The 22,572-nt window shown below is 36.1% G+C and carries 21 protein-coding genes; 8 read left to right on the forward strand and 13 right to left on the reverse strand.

Annotated features, from left to right (window positions below; genetic code table 11):
* Window positions 1-35 precede the first annotated feature (35 nt).
* The 3 genes from FS486_RS07715 to fabI form a co-directional block, all read right to left on the reverse strand.
* Window positions 36-2,072 (reverse strand): catalase, encoded by a 2,037-nt coding sequence (locus tag FS486_RS07715; protein ID WP_144510756.1) that lies wholly within the window; start codon window positions 2,070-2,072, stop codon window positions 36-38.
* Window positions 2,073-2,219: 147 nt separating this feature from the next.
* Complete coding sequence (locus FS486_RS07720; RefSeq protein ID WP_144510757.1) at window positions 2,220-2,411, reverse strand: helix-hairpin-helix domain-containing protein; 192 nt, start codon at window positions 2,409-2,411, stop codon at window positions 2,220-2,222.
* Window positions 2,412-2,415: 4 nt separating this feature from the next.
* Window positions 2,416-3,195 (reverse strand): enoyl-ACP reductase FabI, encoded by a 780-nt coding sequence (gene fabI, locus FS486_RS07725; protein ID WP_144510758.1) that lies wholly within the window; start codon window positions 3,193-3,195, stop codon window positions 2,416-2,418.
* Between the two features lie 194 nt (window positions 3,196-3,389).
* Between fabI and FS486_RS07730 the strand changes: the two genes are divergently transcribed.
* The 5 genes from FS486_RS07730 (at window position 3,390) to FS486_RS07750 (ending at window position 8,557) form a co-directional block, all read left to right on the forward strand.
* Complete coding sequence (locus FS486_RS07730) at window positions 3,390-4,073, forward strand: response regulator transcription factor (protein WP_144510759.1); 684 nt, start codon at window positions 3,390-3,392, stop codon at window positions 4,071-4,073.
* The gene (locus tag FS486_RS07735; protein ID WP_144510760.1) at window positions 4,066-5,295 is read left to right on the forward strand and encodes a sensor histidine kinase; all 1,230 of its coding nucleotides are present in this window, start codon (window positions 4,066-4,068) and stop codon (window positions 5,293-5,295) included. The genes FS486_RS07730 and FS486_RS07735 overlap by 8 nt, the downstream gene beginning before the upstream one ends.
* A gap of 131 nt (window positions 5,296-5,426) precedes the next feature.
* Window positions 5,427-6,104: a polyphosphate polymerase domain-containing protein gene (locus tag FS486_RS07740; protein WP_144510761.1), complete on the forward strand. Its 678-nt coding sequence runs from the start codon at window positions 5,427-5,429 to the stop codon at window positions 6,102-6,104.
* Between the two features lie 18 nt (window positions 6,105-6,122).
* Window positions 6,123-6,806 (forward strand): DUF4956 domain-containing protein, encoded by a 684-nt coding sequence (locus tag FS486_RS07745; RefSeq protein WP_144510762.1) that lies wholly within the window; start codon window positions 6,123-6,125, stop codon window positions 6,804-6,806.
* A 14-nt stretch (window positions 6,807-6,820) separates the two neighbouring features.
* A complete protein-coding gene (locus FS486_RS07750; protein ID WP_144510763.1) occupies window positions 6,821-8,557 on the forward strand; it encodes a CotH kinase family protein in 1,737 nt (578 codons plus the stop codon).
* Window positions 8,558-8,667: 110 nt separating this feature from the next.
* Here FS486_RS07750 and tatA read toward each other — a convergent pair whose 3' ends face one another.
* Window positions 8,668-8,865: a twin-arginine translocase TatA/TatE family subunit gene (gene tatA / locus FS486_RS07755; protein WP_144510764.1), complete on the reverse strand. Its 198-nt coding sequence runs from the start codon at window positions 8,863-8,865 to the stop codon at window positions 8,668-8,670.
* 407 nt (window positions 8,866-9,272) lie between these two features.
* On the opposite strand from tatA, the gene FS486_RS07760 reads away from it, so the two are divergent.
* The 3 genes from FS486_RS07760 to FS486_RS07770 all read left to right on the forward strand — a co-directional run bounded on the left by FS486_RS07760 (window position 9,273) and on the right by FS486_RS07770 (window position 13,167).
* On the forward strand, window positions 9,273-10,043 hold the full coding sequence (locus FS486_RS07760; protein ID WP_144510765.1) for a gluconate 2-dehydrogenase subunit 3 family protein: 771 nt from the start codon (window positions 9,273-9,275) through the stop codon (window positions 10,041-10,043).
* A gap of 21 nt (window positions 10,044-10,064) precedes the next feature.
* Window positions 10,065-11,780 carry a GMC family oxidoreductase gene (locus FS486_RS07765; RefSeq protein ID WP_144510766.1) on the forward strand — a complete coding sequence of 572 codons (1,716 nt, stop codon included), beginning with the start codon at window positions 10,065-10,067 and terminating at the stop codon, window positions 11,778-11,780.
* 196 nt (window positions 11,781-11,976) lie between these two features.
* Entirely contained in the window at window positions 11,977-13,167 is a 1,191-nt protein-coding gene (locus tag FS486_RS07770) for an aminotransferase class I/II-fold pyridoxal phosphate-dependent enzyme (RefSeq protein WP_144510767.1), read from the forward strand.
* A gap of 183 nt (window positions 13,168-13,350) precedes the next feature.
* Here the strand turns inward: FS486_RS07770 and FS486_RS07775 are convergent, their stop codons facing one another.
* The 9 genes from FS486_RS07775 to FS486_RS07815 all read right to left on the reverse strand — a co-directional run bounded on the left by FS486_RS07775 (window position 13,351) and on the right by FS486_RS07815 (window position 22,543).
* Complete coding sequence (locus tag FS486_RS07775; protein WP_260858057.1) at window positions 13,351-14,733, reverse strand: MATE family efflux transporter; 1,383 nt, start codon at window positions 14,731-14,733, stop codon at window positions 13,351-13,353.
* Between the two features lie 154 nt (window positions 14,734-14,887).
* The gene (locus FS486_RS07780) at window positions 14,888-16,162 is read right to left on the reverse strand and encodes an Nramp family divalent metal transporter (RefSeq protein ID WP_144510769.1); all 1,275 of its coding nucleotides are present in this window, start codon (window positions 16,160-16,162) and stop codon (window positions 14,888-14,890) included.
* 160 nt (window positions 16,163-16,322) lie between these two features.
* Window positions 16,323-16,700, reverse strand: a complete 378-nt coding sequence (locus FS486_RS07785; RefSeq protein ID WP_144510770.1) for a hypothetical protein — start codon at window positions 16,698-16,700, stop codon at window positions 16,323-16,325.
* Window positions 16,701-16,755: 55 nt separating this feature from the next.
* Window positions 16,756-17,634 (reverse strand): DMT family transporter, encoded by an 879-nt coding sequence (locus tag FS486_RS07790; RefSeq protein ID WP_144510771.1) that lies wholly within the window; start codon window positions 17,632-17,634, stop codon window positions 16,756-16,758.
* A gap of 110 nt (window positions 17,635-17,744) precedes the next feature.
* Window positions 17,745-18,413 carry a response regulator transcription factor gene (locus FS486_RS07795; protein ID WP_144510772.1) on the reverse strand — a complete coding sequence of 223 codons (669 nt, stop codon included), beginning with the start codon at window positions 18,411-18,413 and terminating at the stop codon, window positions 17,745-17,747.
* A 2-nt stretch (window positions 18,414-18,415) separates the two neighbouring features.
* Window positions 18,416-20,725: a sensor histidine kinase gene (locus FS486_RS07800; RefSeq protein ID WP_144510773.1), complete on the reverse strand. Its 2,310-nt coding sequence runs from the start codon at window positions 20,723-20,725 to the stop codon at window positions 18,416-18,418.
* Between the two features lie 32 nt (window positions 20,726-20,757).
* The gene (gene comX / locus FS486_RS07805; protein WP_144510774.1) at window positions 20,758-20,916 is read right to left on the reverse strand and encodes a competence pheromone ComX; all 159 of its coding nucleotides are present in this window, start codon (window positions 20,914-20,916) and stop codon (window positions 20,758-20,760) included.
* Between the two features lie 10 nt (window positions 20,917-20,926).
* A complete protein-coding gene (locus FS486_RS07810; RefSeq protein ID WP_144510775.1) occupies window positions 20,927-21,832 on the reverse strand; it encodes a polyprenyl synthetase family protein in 906 nt (301 codons plus the stop codon).
* A 189-nt stretch (window positions 21,833-22,021) separates the two neighbouring features.
* Window positions 22,022-22,543 (reverse strand): tubby C-terminal domain-like protein, encoded by a 522-nt coding sequence (locus FS486_RS07815; RefSeq protein ID WP_144510776.1) that lies wholly within the window; start codon window positions 22,541-22,543, stop codon window positions 22,022-22,024.
* Window positions 22,544-22,572: the final 29 nt, after the last annotated feature.

The following is a 22,572-nucleotide window of genomic DNA, read 5'->3' on the forward strand; positions in this document are numbered from 1 at the left end:
ATGCCCAGCGTAAATGGCATGCCTTGCAAATTATATTATACAGCCCGATTCCAGAAACGATGGTTTGCTATTGCATCGATAAAGCTTTCTACAAAGCTAGCTCCAGTCTCTTTTGCAATAACTCCAACTTGTCCAGTATACCCAAGTTCATCTAGCAATTGATCTCCACTAAATATTGCTGCAATAGGCTTGAAATGAGCATATGCTTCTCTAACAAAGTATGAAGCTTCTTTTTGATACATAGGTGTCGTGCCTTGCGGGCTTGCAACGAGAACTGCGTCAAATAATACAGAATCTGCCGTAGAAAAAGTATTGTCTGCTTCTAACAAGGAACCATCTGCCCCTTTAATAGCTCCTTGATGTTCGCTCACTGTTTCTACCATCGTTCCATTCGCTTTTAATGTATCTAAAACTGCGACCAATTCGCCATCAAATCCTTCTGATACTAATACAGCAATTTTGCGTGTATTTGGTTTCTTCACGGTATTCAATTGGCTTAATGCTGGTGAAATTTTACTATAACCAGAAGAGTTACCTGCCTGCACAACCAACCCTAAATTTTTTGCAACTTGACTCGCTAAATCTATATCCACATTTACTAACATTTCTACTACTTGTTCGCGAATCGTTTTTTCCTTACACATACCAAGCTCAAAACTGAATGCATTTACAATATGGAGCTTCTCTGGGTCACTCATACTATTCCAAAACATCGTTGCTTGAGAGAAATGGTCTTTAAAGCTTTCGCTTCGAGCACGTATTTTACGTCCTTCTATCTTTTCTTGATAGTGGGCATAACCACCTTCCGCCTGACTTACTGGGGTCGGGGTATTTCCTGCCAATGAATTATTATGATAGCTTACTTGTCCAACATTGATCGTTTGTCTTCCATAGCCATCACGCTGGTTATTATGAAATGGACAAACTGGACGATTGATAGGAAGTTCGTGAAAGTTGGGTCCTCCTAGACGGATTAACTGTGTATCAGTATAAGAGAACAATCTTCCTTGCAAAAGTGGATCGTTTGTAAAATCGATGCCAGGCACAACATTTCCAGGGTGAAATGCGATTTGTTCTGTTTCTGCAAATACATTATCAACATTCCGGTTTAGAGTCATTTTACCAATAATCTTTACTGGTACTTCTTCTTCTGGCCATAGTTTCGTGGGATCTAGAATATCGAAATCAAATTGAAATTCATCTTTTTCTTCAATTATTTGTACACCTAATTCAAACTCCGGATAATTACCAGTTGCTATTGCATCATATAAGTCCTGTCTATGAAAATCTGGATTTTTCCCGTTCAACTTCTGTGCTTCATCCCATACAACTGAATGTACTCCTAAAACTGGTTTCCAATGGAACTTAACAAAATGGGATATACCTTGATCGTTGACTAAACGAAAAGTATGGACACCAAATCCTTCCATCATTCGAAAACTTCGTGGGATTGCTCGATCTGACATTGTCCACATCACCATATGAGCTGATTCTTGATTGTTCGCAACAAAGTCCCAAAAAGTATCATGTGCAGTTGCTGCTTGTGGTATTTCATTATGTGGTTCAGGTTTAATCGCATGGACTAAATCAGGAAACTTAATGCCGTCTTGTATGAAGAAAACAGGAATATTATTCGCTACTAAATCATAGTTTCCTTCTTCCGTGTAAAACTTCGTCGCAAAGCCACGTGCATCTCGTGCAAGTTCACCGGAACCACGTGAACCCGCAACGGTCGAAAACCTTACAAAAACAGGTGTTTTCGTACCCGGAGTTTGCAAAAATTTAGCCTTTGTATAAGATTGCATAGATTCATATACTTCAAATTCACCATGTGCCCCGTAACCTCGTGCATGTACAACGCGTTCCGGGATTCGTTCATGGTCAAAGTGAGTCATTTTTTCCCGAAAATGAAAATCCTCTAAAAGAGTGGGACCACGCTCACCGACTTTTAAAGAAAACTCATCCTCCGAAACCTTTAACCCATGGTTCGTGGTCATCGCTTTATCTTTATCATCTGCACGAAACTGTTCTAGCTGTTGATCTTTACTGTTTTCATTTACTTTTTTATCCAAATTTGATTCCTCCTCTTTTATTGGTTAATGCTTCTTCTATTACTTTTACCCTGTAGCTCTTTCAGAAAACATTTTTTGAATAAGAAGTGGAAGTTTCATAGAAAAAAAACCGGATGAAGATTTTCTCTTCAACCGGTTTCTGTATGTTTATGGAGCAAATGACAAACCTTTTTCACCTAGTGCGATCCGAAGTTTTTCCACTCCGTTTTTTCCCATTCCATGTAATGCCATGATTTCTGTTTCCGTAAACTTTGTTAATTGCTCCAGATTTTCAATGCCGGCTCCTGCAAGTGCTCTTTGGGCAGGTTTTGCTATTACTTTTTCGAATTCATTTGGCATGATATTACCCCATAATATTATAGCCAGAATCTACATAAACGATTTCTCCTGTCACTCCTCTAGATAAATTCCCTAGAAGTCCAACAGTCATATCGCCCACTTCTTCTGCTGTCACATTTCGTTTTAATGGTGCCGTTTCTTCGATTTTATGTAAAATAGTATTAAATGAAGAAATACCTTTTGCTGCCAATGTACGAACCGCTCCAGCTGATATTGCGTTCACACGAATATTATTTTTACCAAGATCAAGTGCCAAGTATTTAACAGAAGCCTCTAATGATGCTTTTGCAATTCCCATGACATTATATCCATCCAATACGCGCTCTGCTCCTAGATATGTCATAGTGACAATAGAACCCCCTTCGGTCATGAAAGGTGCTGCCTCGCGTGCTGCCGCGATTAATGAATAAGCGCTCGTGTCTTGAGCAAAGGCATAGCCTTCTCTAGTCGTTTGGATGAAGTCATTTTTTAAGTCTTCTGCGTTTGCAAAAGCAACTGAATGGACAACCCCATGGATTACTCCAACTTCTTTTCCGATCGTTTCAAATGCTTTTTTAGTACTCTCATCGCTATTAACATCACATTCTACTACAAGCTTTGCTTCCAAATTGTTATCTGTTAATGCCTTTTCAATTTTTCCTAAAGAACGCTCTTTTCGGTAAGTGAAAATAACATTTGCTCCTACTTCAAATAAGGACTTCGCTACTCCCCATGCAAGGCTACGTTCGTTTGCAACACCCATTACTACAATGTTTTTGTCTTTAAGTTGGATTAAATCTTTCATATAAACCTCCATTTTATTATTCGAATATACTATACCTATTATTAGTACCAGTTACTAATTTTATCATACCATATTTCTGCCCTTTTGCACTATCCTCTCGTGATTTGGGTTTTGATTTTTCATCATGTTGATGTATTATTATGTAAATTACGAAAGTGATACAGGGAAAAAGACAGAGAAAGAGGTGACTTCATATGAGATTATTAATAATTGAAGATGATATACGTTTGGCAAAAAGTGTACGAGATATGGTCAGTGATTGGTATCAGGTGCGCATGGCCCATGATGGAGAAGAAGGGCTCTTCATGGCAGAACAAGATATCGATGACATCATTATTTTGGATGTTATGATGCCAGGTATGGATGGCTATGAAGTGTTAGAGACTGTGCGTAAAAACGGAATAAGAACTCCCATTCTTATGTTAACTGCAAAGGATGGGATATCTGACAAAGTAAAAGGATTTGAAATTGGAGCTGACGATTACTTAGTAAAGCCCTTCCATCGAGATGAACTCCTTGTACGTCTTCAAGCTTTGGTTAGAAGAAGTACTAATCAAGTAAAAAATAATATGCTATCCTTTCTCCATTTACATCTAGATCTGACCTATAAGCAGGCTACTATCAACCAGGAAGAAGTACAACTTAATGGTAAACAATTTGATGTATTAGAATTCCTCGTAAAAAACCAAGAAACGATTGTCACTAAAGAGCAGTTGTTTGATCGTGTTTGGGGATTTGATTCGGAAACTTCTCAAACAGTTGTGGAAGTATATGTGAGTCACGTCCGTAAAAACCTAAAACCCTTTGGATATGATGTGTATTTTCGTACATTTCGGGGACTTGGTTATATGCTGAGCAAGGGTGACGCACATGTATAGAAAACAAATGCTCAAGAAACAGCAAAATAGACTTGTGTTGCTGAACTTCATTGCTTTCACTATTATTTTTTCGGTTTTTTCATTTATTATTTATCAATTAGTCGAAAGAACACTATACACTTCAGTCGACAGAGAGCTAATGATGGCAAAACAGATGGACGAAAAACCTGGAACTAGACCCCATGCACCCTTCAATCCGCGAATGATCGTATTAATACGGGATGATAAAGGAAATATACTGAACGGTGAACAAATCGGTACAAGGTTTTTAAATGACTTTTCTGAAAGCATCCCTTTCTCGCCCGATACATTAAATACTATACAAACGACAAAGCTTGAGGATGACTATGTATTTCGAACACTTCTTCGTAAAAATGAAAATGGAACATATACAGAATTTTTGATCAGTATCGAGGCGGAACAAAACGTTGTAGAAAATTTTATAGAGATTCTCGCAATTTGTACCATTATTTTTGTTCTGTTTTCGATTACTGCAAGTTACTTTCTCGCAAAGCGGTCCATGACCCCCATTATTAACTCTTGGAATAAACAATCTGAGTTTGTCGAAAATGCTTCACACGAATTGCGTACTCCACTTACTATTATTCAAAGTAAGCTAGAGTATTTGTTAACAAAGCCACAGAATACTATCATGGAACAATTTGAATCGATTGGACTTAGTCTTTCGGAAACACGAAGAATGACGAAAATGACGAGTAATTTGCTCACTCTTGCCAGGGCTGATTCATTGGAACAACAACTCCAAAAAGAATCGGTTAATATTAGTGAACTTGTATCCGAAGTAGCCCAACCATTTATAGAAATGGCAGAGCTGGAAGGAAAAGAACTGATTGTTCAAACGCATTATAATCAGTCTATACTAGTGGACAAAGAGCGTATTTATCAACTATTGGTTATTCTGTTAGACAATGCACTAAAATACACAAATGCCAATGACAAAATTCATATTGTCGTAAAAAAGGATTCTGAACAAGCTATCATAGAAGTAAGTGATACGGGAATCGGTATTAGACCCGAAAACCTTTCAAAAGTATTTGATCGTTTTTATCGTGAAGATAAAGCCAGATCATTTGAATCTAGCGGTACTGGTCTTGGCCTCTCTATCGCACAATGGATTGTGGAAAGTCATAACGGAACCATCCAAGTATCTTCTGCAGTTCCAGAAGGAAGCATTTTTCAAATTAAATTACCTAGAAAATAAAGAAAAGATTATTCTAAAAGCCATGTAAAAAGGTCTTAGAATAATCTTTTTCTTTTTTTAAGCTTTCTTTAAGGTTCACTTTTTATACTTCTATTCAGGAAGTATATTCGCCCACTGAAGGAGAGAAAAAAATGAGAGGAAGACATGAACTTAAACATGAAATGACTAAAGCAGATTGCTATTTGCTAAAGCAAAGGCTTCAACATGTAATGTTGCCAGATCCGCATGCAGGACCTGATGGAAAATACTTTATTCGTAGCATCTATTTCGATAATTTTACAAACAAAGTGCTAACAGAAAAAAAAGAAGGCTACTATAATCGAAGCAAATTTAGAGTACGGTTGTACAACCGCGATTTCAACTACTTGAATGTTGAAAAAAAATCAAAAGTAAACAATATGACGTTTAAAGAAAAGTGTTCACTTACTCCCGAAGAATTCGAAAAGATTCGGCTAGGAGAGATTGAATGGATGCAATATGATTCACGAGAATTGTTGAATGATTTATTTCTGCATATGACCTTGTATCAATTAAAACCTGTCACAATTATTGATTATACCCGTGAAGTTTTTATCAAAGAAGAGGGAAATGTACGAGTTACATTCGATAGTGACGTTAAAACAAGTTTTCATAACATAGATTTTTTGAACCCACATGCCCCTATGGTGGATGTACTCGATTATGGAACAGTCATTGTAGAAGTGAAATATGACGGATACTTATCAGATGTTATCAAAAAGCTACTCCAGATAGGGGACAGACGTAGTAGCGCATTTTCAAAATACCAACTTGGACGCATGTTCGGTTAAATAATGGAGGAAAATCTAATGGAAAAAACAACTTTTCAAGATATATTCAAATCTAGTTTTCTAGAACAAACGACCAGCTTTTCACTAGTCGATTCGCTCATTGGGCTATTAGTCGCTTTCGCAGTCGGATTATTTATATATGTAATCTATAAAAAAACGTTTTCTGGCGTTATTTACTCGCATACTTTTAATATCACGCTAATCGTTATCACGATGACCACCGCTCTTATTATAATGGGAATTTCAACGAATGTTCTATTGTCATTAGGTATGGTTGGGGCACTCTCTATCGTTCGTTTCCGTACTCCTATTAAGGATCCAATGGACTTAGTATACTTATTTTGGGCTATTGTTGCAGGCATTTTATGTGGCGCTGGATTTATACCACTTGTTATTTTAGGATCAGCAATGATTGGGCTCGTCCTCGTTCTATTTGTAAATCGTATTACGATAAATAATCCGTATCTGCTTGTTATTAAGTACGACAATATAAAATCAGAAGATTTGCTTGAGAAACTAGTAGGTAACTTATCTAAAAAGCATATTTTAAAATCCAAGTCTGCCGTTGGTAAGCAATACTACGAAGTTACTTACGAAGTTCAGTTAAAAAAGGAAGAACAAAATATAATCAATTTAATTGCTGAGGTAGATGGAGTCTCCTCTGCTGTAATGCTTAGCTACGACGGAAACTTTACTGCTTAAAAGGAGGAAAACACATGAAGAAAACGCCAGTTATCTTAGTGTTTGTCATCCTAATAGTCCTATTTTGTTCTGCCGTATTCGTGTATCCGAAACTTGGGCTCGAATCGGCAAACACGGGCTATAAATATATGGACACTGTCTTTGACCAAAGCCAAGTTACAAATGTGGATATCGAAATGGAGGATGAAGACTTTAATTCGATGATTGAAAATGCTGCTGATGAAGAAATTTTTGAAGCTAATGTAACTGTTAACGGGACTACCGTCAATAATGTCGGAATTCGAACAAAAGGTAATCTTTCCCTTCGCTCTGTAGTACAAATGGAAGATTCAGATCGCTATAGTTTTAAAATTGATTTCGACTATTATGACAGCACAAAAAGTCTAGATGGTTTGAAAAAGTTGAATTTAAACAACAATTATAGTGACGCTTCTCAAATGCGAGAGTATATGTCCTATAAAATGATGGATGAATTAGGTATTGCCACTCCTGGTTACTCCTATATGTATGTAAAGATTAACGGTGAAGAAAGAGGGCTATATCTTGGAGTGGAAGCAATTGAAGAAACATTCCTCGCTCGTACCTTCGATAAAGGTTCAGGATCCCTTTATAAACCAGATGGAACAGGGAGTGATTTAAAATACATTTCCGATGCATACGAAGACTACACTGGTATTGATCCTAAAACAAGCATCGGTGACAAAGATGAGGAAGAATTTATTGACTTTATCACTGCGATAAATAAAGAAAGTACTGACTTAGAGTCTGTTTTAGATGTCGATGAAATGTTACGCTATTTCGCCGCCAATACAGCACTTGTAAATTTGGATAGTTATCAAGGGAATATGAAGCATAATTACTATCTATACGAAGAAGATGGTATTTTCTCTATATTGCCTTGGGATTATAATATGTCCCTAGGTGGTTTTGGGGGTGGTGGTAACCGTGGTCAAGGAGGATTTCCGAAACAGGGTAATGAAAATACTTCTCCCCCAGAAAACAATGAGGTCATTGATGCTGCTCAAGGACAAACTCGTCAACAAATGGGAATGATGGGTGGCAATGCATTAAATGACAGTAATATTAACTTCAGCATATATGAACCTGTTAGCGGAATGAGTATAGAAGAACGCCCGCTTATCAATTCACTATTATCTAGTGAAGAAAATGTATCCAAATATGAAGATTATATTTCTGAAATTGCAAGTACATTTTTAGCGAAAGAAAAATTCACCCAAATGGTCGACGAAGTGTATAACTTGATTAGACCATATGTAGAGAAAGATCCTACTGCTTTTTATACAACTGAAGAATTTCAAGCCGATGTTTATGGTGATACTGGAATCATCGAGTTTGCTAGCAAAAGAAGCGATTCAATCCTTGCTCAGATCTCTGGAGATTTAGTAGTTGAAAGTACCGATAATCTCAATGGTTCCAGTTCAGAAATTGGATTGGAAAATTTCTCTGCTCCTCAAAGTGAATTCCCTCCCAACGACGGTAAAATGCCAGAAGGAATGGAACCCCCTAATGGCAAACAATTGCCAGAGGGTATGCAAGGTGGTCCCGACAATCGACAAATGCCAGACGGGAATGGTGAAAATACTATTAGGGCGAAGTTTGGGGAAAAAGGAACCGCCGATAAACAATCTACTGGATATTCAAAAACAATGATTGTCACTACCGCTGTAAGTTTAGCCTTGATGCTTCTACTTACCTTTGGAATTAGTCGCTTTAGACGACGGAAGGTATGAAAATTCTATTTTGAATCTACTTCCCTTGTGGATGAAGATTTCTCCCCGTACTATTTCTAAACGATAAAAGCCAACTATTTTTTATAAATAGTTGGCTTTTTGTATGAACTTTACTTTTTAATCTTTGTTTCTTTATCATCTAATTTAAATTCATCAGCTACTTCATCCACAATGTCTTTTGTGGAGTTTTTAAACTCTTTTAACGTCTGACCGACTGCTTTTCCCAATTGAGGTAATTTAGACGGACCAAAAACTATTAAAGCTATAACTAGAATAATAATCAATCCTGGTACTCCGATATTTGGCATAACTCTTCCTCCTCATAGATGTGCATATATAATGATCATGTGGCAAATAAGTAATAGACATTGTTACAAAAATATAAGTTGTCCTGTATCAATGACTCATTATACTCCTTCCTTCCAATTTGTAAACATTTGAGTTATTAACACTATTTTCAGAAAAATGGATAATTAAAAACTTCAAAGAAAGTGTAGACTTTTTATGAACAGAAGGAGTAAAATTGTTTCTGTTGTTTTGTATCACTATTTTCATACAATCTTTGCGACCATTAAGTTGATTAATCCTATAGACAGGAAAATCTTTTTACATTAGATAAGACACCTGTCCTATACTTTAAATCAATGTTTTTTTCGTTTCATATTTACCTAGTTAAATAAGGTATCTCATTTTTCTATTTTTAGGAGGTTTTTAAATGTCAGAACAAGAAAAAAAGGAACCTATTTTGGAAAAACGTTCTTCTAGACGTACGTTTATCAAAAATTCGGGACTAACAGTCGGTGGAGTTGTTATCGGTGGTGCATTAGGCAGCCTTTTAACAAAAGACTCCACTACAAAAACTACTGAAACGCATGTTCACTCGGCGGCAACTGCTGTAAACTTCAATCAAGCTCTTATGTATTTTGACAAAGCCCAATTTGATACAATTGATGCTGCTACAGAGCAAATATTCCCAAAAACTGAAACAGGACCCGGCGCTAAGGAATTGCTAGTTGCTTACTATATCGATCATCAACTTGCAGGTAACTGGGGTCTTAATACAAAAGAATATATGCATGCCCCATTTAATCCGACAGCTTCCCCATTGTTTGGGCATCAAACACATCTAAACAGACAGCAAATCTTTGACCTGGGTATCGAAGCATTAAATACAGAAGCAATGAAAAAACATAAAGCAAAATTCAATGAAATAACAGAAGAAGAACAAGTTGCTATTCTAAAAGCATGTGAAGAAGGAGAAGTGACACTAAATGGTGCAGTAACTTCTACTTACTTTTTTAATCTGCTAAAAAGCGCGACTATCGAAGGTGCTTATGCAGATCCATTGTACGGCGGCAATAAGGATATGCAAGGTTGGAAGATGAAAAACTTCCCTGGTCACCAAATGAGCTATGCAAATATTATTGACAAAGATGAATTTGTAAAAATTGAACCGACAAGCTTGAATTCACAACATAAACATTAATCGAAAGGGAGCTAATGAGATATGGCTAAGAAATTACCAAAAACAGATATAGTATTAGCAGGAGTTGGCTGGACAGGTGGTATCATTGCAGCTGAACTGACTCGCAAAGGATACAAAGTAGTAGGTTTAGAACGTGGGAAAGAAAGAAAAACAGAAGACTATCTAATGGTTCATGATGAGCTTAGATATCAGCAAAGAAACGAAATGATGCAAGATCTTTCTAAAGAAACTTTGACAGTGCGTCATGACCGTTCTCAAAAAGCTCTACCTTATCGCCAGCATGGTTCATTTTTAATCGGTGATGGTGTAGGGGGTTCTGGAGAACACTGGAATGGCCTAACATATCGCTTTTTGCCTTATGATTTTGAAATTTACTCAAAAACAGTTGAACGTTATGGAAAAGATAAAATTCCAGCAGACATGCCACTCCAAGACTGGGGTATTACATATGATGACTTAGTACCGTATTTTGAGAAATTCGAAACAATGGCTGGTATTTCAGGGGAAGCTAATCCACATCCTGACGTACCAGAAGTTAAATATCCTACTGCTCCGCTTAAAGAAACACCTGCTATGAAAATGTTTAAGGAAGCATCTAAAAATTTAGGGTACCATCCTTACATCGCTCCCGCAGCTACTCTTTCTGAAAGCTATACAAATCCGGATGGTATTGCACGTGGTGCATGTCAATATTGCGGTTTCTGTGAGCGCTTTGGCTGTGAATACGGGGCTAAAGCATCACCAGTAGTCACCGTTTTACCAGTTGCAAAAGAAACAGGCAATTTCGAAGTAAGAACTCACTGCGTTGTTCGTAAAGTTCTACATACAAACGGAAAAGCTACTGGTGTTTTATATGTCGATACACGTACAGGAGAAGAGTATATTCAAGAAGCAAACGTTGTGGTTGTCTCTGCTTATGCTCTTAACAATATTAGAATTCTTTTAAACTCCCAACTTGGACGCCCATATAATCCTGAAACAGGAAAAGGAGTAATTGGGAAAAACTATGCATATCAGCTTACATCAGCTGCATCCACTGGTTTCTTTAAAGAAAAAGAATTCAATTTATATGCAGGAACTGGTGCACTTGCTGGGGTTCTTGACGATTTCAATGGCGACAACTTTGATCACTCCGATTTGAATTTTATTCATGGTGGTAACATTGCACTCGGCCATTACGGAAAACGCCCTATATCAAATAATTCTGTACCTAAAGGAACACCAGGTTGGGGTAAAGAATTTAAAGATGAGTCCATTTATTGGGCGAACAAAAACTTATCAGTAGGTTCTCAAGGTTCTGTTATGCCAAATAGAGAAAACTATATTGACCTAGACCCTACGTACAAGGATCAATTCGGTGATCCATTAATGCGTATGACATTTAACTATAGAGACAATGAAAGAAATCAACAAAAATATATAAAAGAAATAACTACTAAGATTCTTGAAGAAATGGGTGCAGATATCATTAATTCCCCAGGTGATCAAGGTGACTGGGATACGACGAAATATCAAACTACCCATAACACTGGCGGAGTTATCATGGGTGCAGATCCTGAAACAAGTGCCTTAAATAACTATCTTCAAATGTGGGATTGTGAAAATGTATTCGTTCCAGGTGCATCTGCTTTCCCTCATAATTCTGGTATGAACCCTACAGGAACCGTTGGGGCTCTTGCGTATCGTGCAGCAGAAGGTATTGAAAAATATCTTAAAAACGGTGGATCTTTAGTTTAATAAATAACGAACATCTTTTCATAGAATTAGCCAACAACTAAAAGCTACTAGCACTTTCCTTTAAGTGCTAGTAGCTTATTAATTTTTAAATAAAGTTTTAAATCAAAACGCCTGCATTCAAATTTTTCACAATATTGATGTAACTTGTGATAGAATGGTAGATAAAATTATTTTCTTACGCGAGGAGTGCTTTTAATTGAATATCGAACCATCTAGAAAAATGTCCATATTTGAACCTGCTATTTTCGGTGATTTAAAAGCAGCCGCCGCGGCTAAAAAACAAGCTGGTTTTACATTATATGATTTAAGTTTAGGTAGCCCAGACCTACCACCAGATGAAAAAATAAGAAAAGTTTTATCGGAGCAAAGCTCTATGACCACCTCTTACGGCTACACGCTAAGCGGCATACAACGCTTTAACCAAGCGGTGGCGGATTATTATAAAAGAAGGCTAAACGTTACACTAAATCCACAAACAGAAGTTTTACAAACAATGGGTTCACAAGAAGGTCTTGTTCATCTTCCGATAGCCTTTTGCAATGAAGGTGACATCGTGCTGACAACCAACCCAGGGTATGTCGCTTATGACGCTGGTATCAAACTCGCAGGAGCGGTTCCTTACTACATGAACCTCTCAGAAGAGAATGGTTATTTACCAGATTTAGATGCAATTCCTACAGAAATCGCAACTAAGGCAAAGCTAATGATATTGAATCTTCCGGGAAATCCTGTACCGGCAATGCCAGATAAAGCATTTTTTGAAAAAGCGGTAGCTTTCGCCAATACATATAACGTTATTATTCTTCATGATGCAGCTTATTCTGAATTCTATTTTACTGGGGATTCTCCAAGTAGTTTTTTAACTACACCTGGAGCAATGGAAGTAGGAATGGAGATTAATTCATTATCTAAAAGTTTTAGCCTAGCTGGTACTCGGATTGCATACATTGTTGGAAATGCTGAAATGATTGCTATTATGAAGCAGCTCAAATCTAATCTAGACTTTGGGATATTCGAGCCTATACAAGAAGCTGGGATTACAGCATTAAATAATGCGGAAGAAATCACAGATCGTTTACGTAAAGTGTTTGCCGAGCGTCACCAAGTATTAATGCAAGGATTATCAGAACTTGGTTGGACGGCAGCACCATCTAGTGGGGGCATGTTCGTATGGGCAAAGTATCCGTATGACATGGACGACAAAGAATTTGCTTTTGAAGTGATCAATCAAACAGGAGTTGTTCTGGTGCCTGGTACCGTATTCGGTTCTGAGGGTGCTGGTTTTGTTCGAGCAGCACTAGTTCAAGATGCGGAAACGTTGAAAAGTGCAGTTGAACGGTTGAAAACGTTAAAACTTGAAACCTACAGGACTTTGGTAAACAATTAATATTATCAGAAAAGCGCAAGTGACCTTTAAGATTTAAACCCGTATCTATTTCGAAGTGCTTTGGGAAGACTTTGCTATACCGTTTTTAAGAGATGTTGATCATGACTGATGTCATGATCAACATCTCTTTTCTAAATAAGTATAATTTTATATTTTAAAAAAAGATCAAGTAAAAGCAGATGTTTAGCTTTCACTTGATCTTTCTTTTTCTTCTGCAGGACGTACTAACGCAAATTTTTCCCATCTTCTGCTTTTCCATCTAAAGTACATGATAATAGCTCGTGTCCACTCATCGGCTGTGATTGCCAACCAAATACCTGGTAAGCCTAAATCTAATACAAATACTAAAAAGTACCCTAGCGGTAAACTCATCATCACCATGGACAATGCACCCATCGCTACCGGGAATTTTGCATCCCCAGCTGCTCGTAATGAGTTAATGATAACAATATTCATCGTACGGCCAGTCTCTAACAGAATACTTAAGACTAATACCGATGCTCCGATTTTAATAACTTGTTCGTTATCTGTAAACAAACTTATAAGTGGCACTCGGAAGGTCATTACAATAGCAACCATTACTAGTGTAAATAGTAGAGCCCATTTCACGCTAGACCATACTGATTTGTACGCCTCATCTTTTTCATTTGCCCCAACAAACCGGCCAACAATTATTGCTGTACCCATACCAATTGCAATAGCAAATAAATACGTGAACATCGATATATTCACCGCATATTGCCTTGCTGCCAATGATTCTGCTCCTAAGTATGTTACATAATAAAGGAACACAATTTGGCATCCTTGATACAAAATTTGTTCAAAAGCAGATGGAAGTCCAATTTGTAAAATCTTACTTATATACTCTTTGGAAATAGTAAAGTAATACTGCACTTTCACACGATACTCCATTACTTGATAAAGCAACCAAAAGAATACAAGTAACGCAACAAATCTACTTAACACGGAAGAAATAGCTGCACCTTGTACACCTAGCTCTGGGAATCCAAACTTCCCAAAGATCAATACATAGTTTCCGACAACATGAATAATATTCATACCTAATGAAACAAACATTGTCTGCTTTGTATACCCGTGAACACGAATAATGGCTGCTAGTGCATTAATGACTGCTTGAAGGAAAATTGCTCCTCCTACAATGGACAAATAATGATGGGCATGAACGAGTACATCTCCTTGCAAATTCATTGCTGTCATCATAGTTTTAGAAAATAGTAAGAACCCAAAACTTAAAAGAATCCCTACTCCTAAATTCAATGTCACCGCTAAACCGGAGATTTTAGATGCTTCTACGAATCGCTTAGAACCTAGATACTGTGAAACAACAATTGCTGCACCGTTTCCGACTACCTCTAATATCAATAACGCAATTTGTATATACTGATTCGCCGCCCCTACTCCAGACACCGCATCGTCTGATAGTGCGCTAAGCATAAACGTGTCGGCGATCCCCATTAGCATAAATAAAAATACTTCTAAAAAAATGGGCCATGTTAAGTGAAATAAGCTTAACCTTTCCCCTAAATCTTTCTTACTTACTGCCACTTTGATTCCTTCTTTTTCGTTTCATTTTTTCATAAGATGAATCTTACCACACACATAGGCCTGATGCTAGTTAAAGTTGCATAATCATTCCATAGAAAAACAGTGGGAACAAAACGAGTTCACACTGTTTTTTCAACTGTCATATACCAACGAACTACATCATATCTAATATCGTTTGTATGATCAAAAATATATTCAGTACAATAATAACAATGGCGATAGCCCATGCAAACAAGGCTGTTATTTTGTGGTTAACTAAAGATCCCATAATTTTCTTGTTACTCGTAAAAACGATTAAGGGAACTAAAGCAAATGGTATACCAAACGATAAAATAACCTGACTTAGGATAAGTGCGGTTGTCGCATTTACTCCCATCGCAATAACAATAATAGGAGGAATGATCGTTATCGCCCTTCTTAAGTAGAGAGGAATACGTCGTCTAATATATCCCTGCATAATAACATCCCCTGATAAAGTACCTACAGAAGAGCTTGCTAACCCAGACGCTAGTAAAGCTATACCAAATAATATAGCTGCGAACGGTCCAATCATTTCTCCAAATAATTGAAAGGCTACGTCTAGACTATCTACTCTCAATCCCCCTTTGAAAAATAATGCAGCAGCGACGATCAGCATACTGGCGTTCACAGTTCCAGCAATAACCATTGCTATTAAAATATCTACAAATTCAAAACGAAAGATTCTTTTTTTCTCCGATTCTGTTCTGCCAACAATTCTATTTTTAGTTAAAGCTGAATGGAGATAAATTGCATGAGGCATTACGGTTGCCCCTAGTATCCCAGCAGCTAACATTACACTGTCCACTCCATCGAATTTAGGAGTAAAAAGACCAGCAACAATAGAGCCGGCATCCGGTTTTGCCAAAAAGACTTGCAAACCAAATGCAATAGCAACTATAAAAAGCATCCCAGTTATTCCTGCTTCAAATGAGCGTACACCTCTACGTTGTAATTCAAGAATTACGAAAGAACCTACAGCAGCAATTAGTGCAGATGGTAATAGTGGAATACCAAATAATAAATACAAGCCGAGTGCGGCACCGATAAATTCAGCGAGATCGGTCGCAATTATAATGAGTTCTCCTTGAATCCATAGTCCAATTGAAACGGCCTTTGGAAATCTTTCTCTCGATATCTCAGGAAGGTTTTTCCCTGTTGCTATTCCCAGTTTCGCAGATAAGGACTGTATAAGAATCGCCATTAAATTAGAAACAAGCACGACCCAAAGAAGCAAGTAACCATGTTCAGATCCTGCGCTAATATTAGTCGCAAAGTTTCCGGGATCAATATAAGCAACCCCTGCGATAAACGCGGGTCCTAGAAAGGGTAATAGTCTACTTATCTTATTGGGATTCGAATTTAGCTCTTCGTATTTTTTATATTCAACAGATTCTTGTTTATTTTCCATCAGATTCACCTCTATCATTCCAAAGGAGATTTAAGGATTTTAAATTTCCTTTCAACCAAAAAGTTTCCTTAAGGAAAATATATACCTGAATTTTAAAAAAAGCAACAGGTACGCTCAACTTTTTGAGCGTACCTGTTCAACTCTTATTTGGACTCCATCTTTAACTTGTTGTCACTTGATCAATTCCAACATGCTTATAGATATAATTTTTCAATTGGTCATCTGTAAATGCGATTTCATATGTCAGGAGGCTGTCTTTCACGTAAGCTAATTTATTACCATCTGTTGATTCTGATTGAATATGAAGGATATTATCTATATATATTACTCCTTCATTCGTTATATGTTCTTTATCGTCCTCTGGCTTTTGATTGACTAACCCTTCCTGTTTAAGTTCTTCCTCAGCTTTTGTATAGTTATCCTGCAAACTGGCTCTCATTACATGTTCCAAATCTTTCATTGATTGCTCTGTGTCCTCTATAAAGTTATAAACATAATAGGCAAGTAATACTTGTTCTTTTAACGTCAGCTTTGCCATTTGTTTTCCTCCTCTATTTACCCTGTATAACCATTATTCCTCTTTATTCACTTTTTCAAACTTCTCCCGCTGTATTCTTAGTAGGTTTAATTAATGTATAAATGATGCCACTAAAAATAAGGATAATTCCGATAGTTTGTAATGTAGACGGACGAAAATTCAAGATAATAGTATCGAGTAAAATTGCAACGACCGGATCAACAAAAACTAACGCAGATATGACCACTGTCGATAGTTTGCGTAGACTATCAAAAAATAAAAAATAGACAAACCCAGTATGTATCAAGCCAGTACCTAATATGTACAGCCAATTTTCCCCACTTAAACCATGAAACACAGCGAAGTCCATAAACGGGAATAGCATGAATATACCGACCGTCGTCTGGACAAACGTCATAGCATAAGCGCTTAAGCCGTTAATCCCTTTTCCTAATAACATCGTCATTGCATAACATAAAGCTGACAATAGTGCCCATATAAAACCGGAACCGAGAAAATCAGTTAATGTAGTGAAGTTTTGAATTCCAATGATGAATATACTTCCAAGAAAACAAATAATAATCGCTAGTAAAGAAGTAAGATTCATCCTTTCCTTTAAAAATAAACTCCCTAGTATCAGAACAAATATTGGAGCCAAATTATAAATTGAGATGGCAATTGTTATGGACATTTCTTCAAATGCTTTAAATAGAAATACCCAGTTCAATACTAAGAAAATCCCACATACAAGCGTTTGGATAACTTCTTTTTTTCTCCATATCTCCACTTTGTGCTGCCCTGAGATTAACCAACATAAACCTAAAAAGATGGTGGCACAAATACAGCGAACAAAAACTAATTCTTCTGCGGGAATGCCCGTTTTCCCTGTAAAAAATCCTATTGACCCAAAAATCGCCATCGATAAAGTCATCTTCAGCATTGCAGTCCCATTCATAAATCGTTACTCCTTTCTCTTTAAGTTTTGTGCATCTTTAACACTCTGCGATAAACGTTGATCATGACCAACATATTTCTAAAAAGAAACAGACGATTCCTTTTTGGGAATCATCTGTTATCTGATATACGGTCTACTGGTAGCAACTGATACTCTTTTGCTTTTAGTACAGCTTCCATTCTAGATTCTACTCCCAGCTTTGAGAAAACCTTCGTTAAATGATGTTCTACTGTTCGCTGACTCATCGTTAAATTTTTCGCTATTGCTTTGTTTGTATGGCCTTTTTCTATTTCTATTAAAATAGATTGTTCCTTTTCTGTTAAACGAATATTCACTAAAGGAGTTTCTACTACAGAGAAGTTGGTAGGAACATCGATTCTTTTCAATTGACGAAGTAAGGAAAGCGGAATAATTACTTCCTCTCTTAGAGCACAACGTATCGCCGTAATAATTTGTTCTCCCATTGCCGTTTTGCTTAAGAAACCGGAGACATTTGCTTCCATCAGCAAATTGAAATGTTGATCGATATCAAAACCTGTATAAATTAATATAATGGAATCGGGATCTTTTTCTCTTATCAATTGCAATAGTTCTAACCCATTCAGACCCGGCATGTACAAATCAATTAAATAGACCTGATAGCTTGCCTGCTGCAAATGATCCATAACCTCTAAGCTATTTGTCATAACAGTTACATTCATATCTTTTTCTTGGTCTATAAGAACTTTCGTTCCTTCACTAATAGAAGGATGATCATCCACAAGTAACACTTCAATCACTTTCAATCATCCTCCTTTTCAACCTCAATCCTAATTTTCATCCCTTGGCCTTTAGATGAAACAATTTCTAAATGGCCATTGATACTTCTAATTCTTTCATTTATGCCTACTAGACCCATTGAACTAAAAGAATAACCTTCTTTTAATTCTAAACCAACTCCATCATCCCTATATTTCAATATAATCGAGCTATCCTCTTGATAAAAGTCTAGATGTACTTCTTTTGCATCGGAATGTTTCATCGCATTATTGAATAGTTCTTGAAAAATTCGATAAAAGATGAGTTCCTTGTCCTTACTCATATGAATTTTCTCATCTAACGAAACGTAAAGAAGAAAATTACAACGTAGTTTTGTCTGCCGAATTAATTGGTGTAAAGATTCTGATAGTCCCCGCTCATTTAATAGCGGTGGTCGCAGTTCCATACATGTTTCCCGTATGAGGTGCACATTATCGAGCATTTGCTCCTTTATCTCATCTAATTTGCTTTTTATATCCTGATCGATAACTAGATGACGAATACTATCCACTTCTCTTAACAGTTGTAGCTGCTCTTGTAGGATAGAATCATGTAAATCATTCGATAGATTGGCTCGTTCTTTTTCAGAAAGTGCAAATAATAGTCTAGATAACCATGTCGGATGATCGTTTGTTTCTTGTAGCTTTAGTTCTTCAATTTGATCCACTAAACCTTCGATGAGTTTCATGTTTTCAACAACGACACTCGCAAAATAAGCCATCATTTCTATCCAGCTTTTCTCTTCTATGTTTAACTTTGTTCCAGTTTTTTTCTCATCGCATATTATAACTTTTTTGACTCCTACGTCACTACCGACGACAACAGCAAAACCCCTGGACAATGAAAGAATCGTTCCAACGGATTCATACTCCCACTTCACAATTTCCAACTCTTCTATATTTATCTTTTCTTTTGTTAATTTAGTGCTGACGCTCCAAGCCTTTGTAGTTTCCTGTTGGTATATCTCGACAAAAACTGCATATGGTACGTTTAAGGTGCTTTCCATCTCTTGCAGGATACGTTCTACAACGACTTGTACTTTATTTTCATCTTTCGTTTTATGAAAAAAATTATACATATTTGTTTGCATATCCCCTCTAGTTGAGAACATATACTTTCTATTTTTATAATCCATCCATTCTTTGATATACAAAAAAAGAATACTACTGACAAAGAGTACGATAAAAATAATGATCATTTCTACGGAAGATAATTTCCCTCCCATAGACAACAAAATTAAACCAAAAGTTAAAAATGAAAAAGGAAAGGCAAGTACCGAATAATACTTAAACCGGTCCAATATATACTCGATATCGAATAACCTCTCTGCTAATTGCAAATAGATGAAGCTAATTGGGATAAGTAATAAAAAGACGCAGACTATTTCTGCTTTCATAATATACTTTGAAAATAGTATGAGTGGCATTGCATAAAGTAATGCAAAAGGACTAAAAGCTAAAATAAAGATAGCAGCAAGCAATTTAACTGCCTGATTGCCTGGTTTGTCTTTATACTTAGAATAACTTTTAATAAGTAAAAAAAGTGTAAGAATTAATAGGAAGCTAAAAATGGACAATTCTACAAGAGACAGTATTTCTTTAAACCCCGGAACAATAAAAACAAAAACATTTCCAACGAAGATGACGATAAGAAAGCCATAAAGTTTTCTTAAATTTGATTGTTTAATAAAATTAATCTGTAATCGTTCCAAAAATGTATTTAAAAAACGTATATTTAAAATTAGACACCCTGCAAAAGTTAAAGCATTTACTAATCTAGCTAATATATCCCCTCGGCTAGATGCACCAGCACTGTCATATGCTATAGCTATACACAGTAAAAATTGTATAAGTATAAGAGCAGAAGGTTCTTCGCTTTTTTTTCTAAATATATAAATTACGGTATATAAGGTAAGAAGCATATAGAAAAATGGAATTATTAGATGGCCCAATAACTGTTTTAAGCCAAATTGATACGTAACAATTAACTCTTTTCTTTCTCCATTTTTGCTTAAAAAGGATATGACGTCTGCTGTTCTAATCATCCCTTTTTTTGCAACTTGATGATTGTTATCTGGATCTTCTCCGTCAATTTCCAAAATTACATCACCCAGTTCGATTGTCTGATGATATGCCCAACCATTATCTAATATTTCGTCCACTACCCATTTACCATCTTCACTTTTAACACCCAAAGCAACAAGCGGCCATTGGATAACAACAAATGCTGCATAACAACTAAATAACAGTACAACTATTATTTGAACTAAAAACTTCTTATTTTTTTTTTTCATATTTTATATTCTCTTTCTATCTACGATAGATATTAATCCCAAAACACTTCGGGTGATGCTATTTCGTTCGAATACACTTCTAAAATGGCCTCTAATTCATCTTCATGAATACCAACCAAACTCACCTTTTTCCCCTTTAGGAGTTCAATTACTTCAGGATTTATGTTTAAGTATTGAATTATTTTCAGCATTCATTATTCCTCATTTCATATACTTTTGAATAGTCTCCAATTGATTATCTGAGAAATCCATTTTAAGAAGGGCATTCATTACTTTCTTTTGATAAAGGTTTTTAATTACCAATGCATATTTCATCGCATCTGCATCAATCAATTTTTGTTGTATAACATGCTTATGCTCTAAAAATTGCTCTTTAGGCATCTTATTTTGATAGTATTTTGTCAATACCTGCTCATTATTTTTTTCCATGTCTAGTAAGTAAATAATCGGCAATGAGTATTTTTTGTTCACTATGTCATTTTTTCCATTCCAGTTTTTTAAATCTGCTAAGTCATTATTAATTTGTCCAATTATGCCTATACACCTTGAATAGTCCACTACCTCCTTAGGAAGATCAGCATTTGCAATCACGCAACCTACTAAACAGGCAAGGGAAACTAATGATCCTGATTTATCTTCCATCATTTCAATATAAGTCTTTTCTTCCTGACAAATATTCAGCAAATCCATATGTTGCCCTTCAATGGAGCACAAGGAAAATTGCTCCATCAAGGATATGGCTTTTTCTTTATGTTTAAATTTAGTTTTCCGAATTGCTGTCATGGATAGAAATAACAAAGCAGTGGCTCCATTTAACGACAATGCGGGATTTCGATTCCAAACTTTATTTTCGGTATCTTCGTCTTCTAAATCATCTAATATATCAAAAGAAAGTACCAATAACTCAATGGCAGCGGCAATTCTAAGTATTTCTTCGTCAAAAGAAACCGCAAAATGCGAATAATGGAAAATACATAGTTCACCAAAAAGATAATTTTTTTTAGAGTTTTTTTGAACGAATTTTATTAATAATTCTTTTAAATCCTGTTGTTGGATATTTTCAGCTATTATTTCTATCATGGAATCTGTAAAATGATTATTCTTCACTGTCAATCACATCCTATAACACAATACCCATATTAGGTAATATATCACATGGTATAGGTAAAAATAAATATTAGAAATTTTACCTTTAGGATTATTCTATTATTATTAAACTTCCTCGTTCAGTGTTTCTTTTACTTTCTATTATTATATCGGTCAATAGAAGATCACTTGCATTGGATCGTTTAGATGTTATCCTCCTATAAACAAAACACATTGGCTAATACCTATAAAAAACCCAGCATTTTGAATCGGGGAATCTTCTTCAATTTCTAATTGGATCAAAAACTCGCCTTCCATATTCGCTTTCCAGCGTGCAATTTCTTTGTTATTGTATATAAACCTTGACCAATCTTCCATGTCTTTTTGTATTTGAATATGTAAATCCCCGTCTGTAATCATTAAGTCAGGTATTAATTCTTTCCATTTATCGTAAGCAACCATAAACTTTTTCTGTTGCAAATAATCGAATGCCTCGTAATAGACGCGTCCTTTCCTCGAAACTTTCTTACAAGTGAAGATGGGATGGTCCTCCATATCATATACGTCATAGCGCAAAAAATATCTATAATCCATCAGTTTGTCGAAAAATCTTTTTAAATTATTCGAGTAGCACCTTTGGAATTTGTAGGAAATGGCATTCTCACTATTATATACAGATGTTATTGGGATTTCTTCTAGAGAAATCGGTTGTTTGTATGTGTATGTATACATCGTTATTCTCCTTTTTGTTTAACCATAAC

It is taken from the genome of Bacillus sp. FJAT-22090 (genome assembly GCF_007676755.1).
In the GTDB taxonomy this organism is placed as follows: Bacteria; Bacillota; Bacilli; order Bacillales_A; family Planococcaceae; genus Psychrobacillus.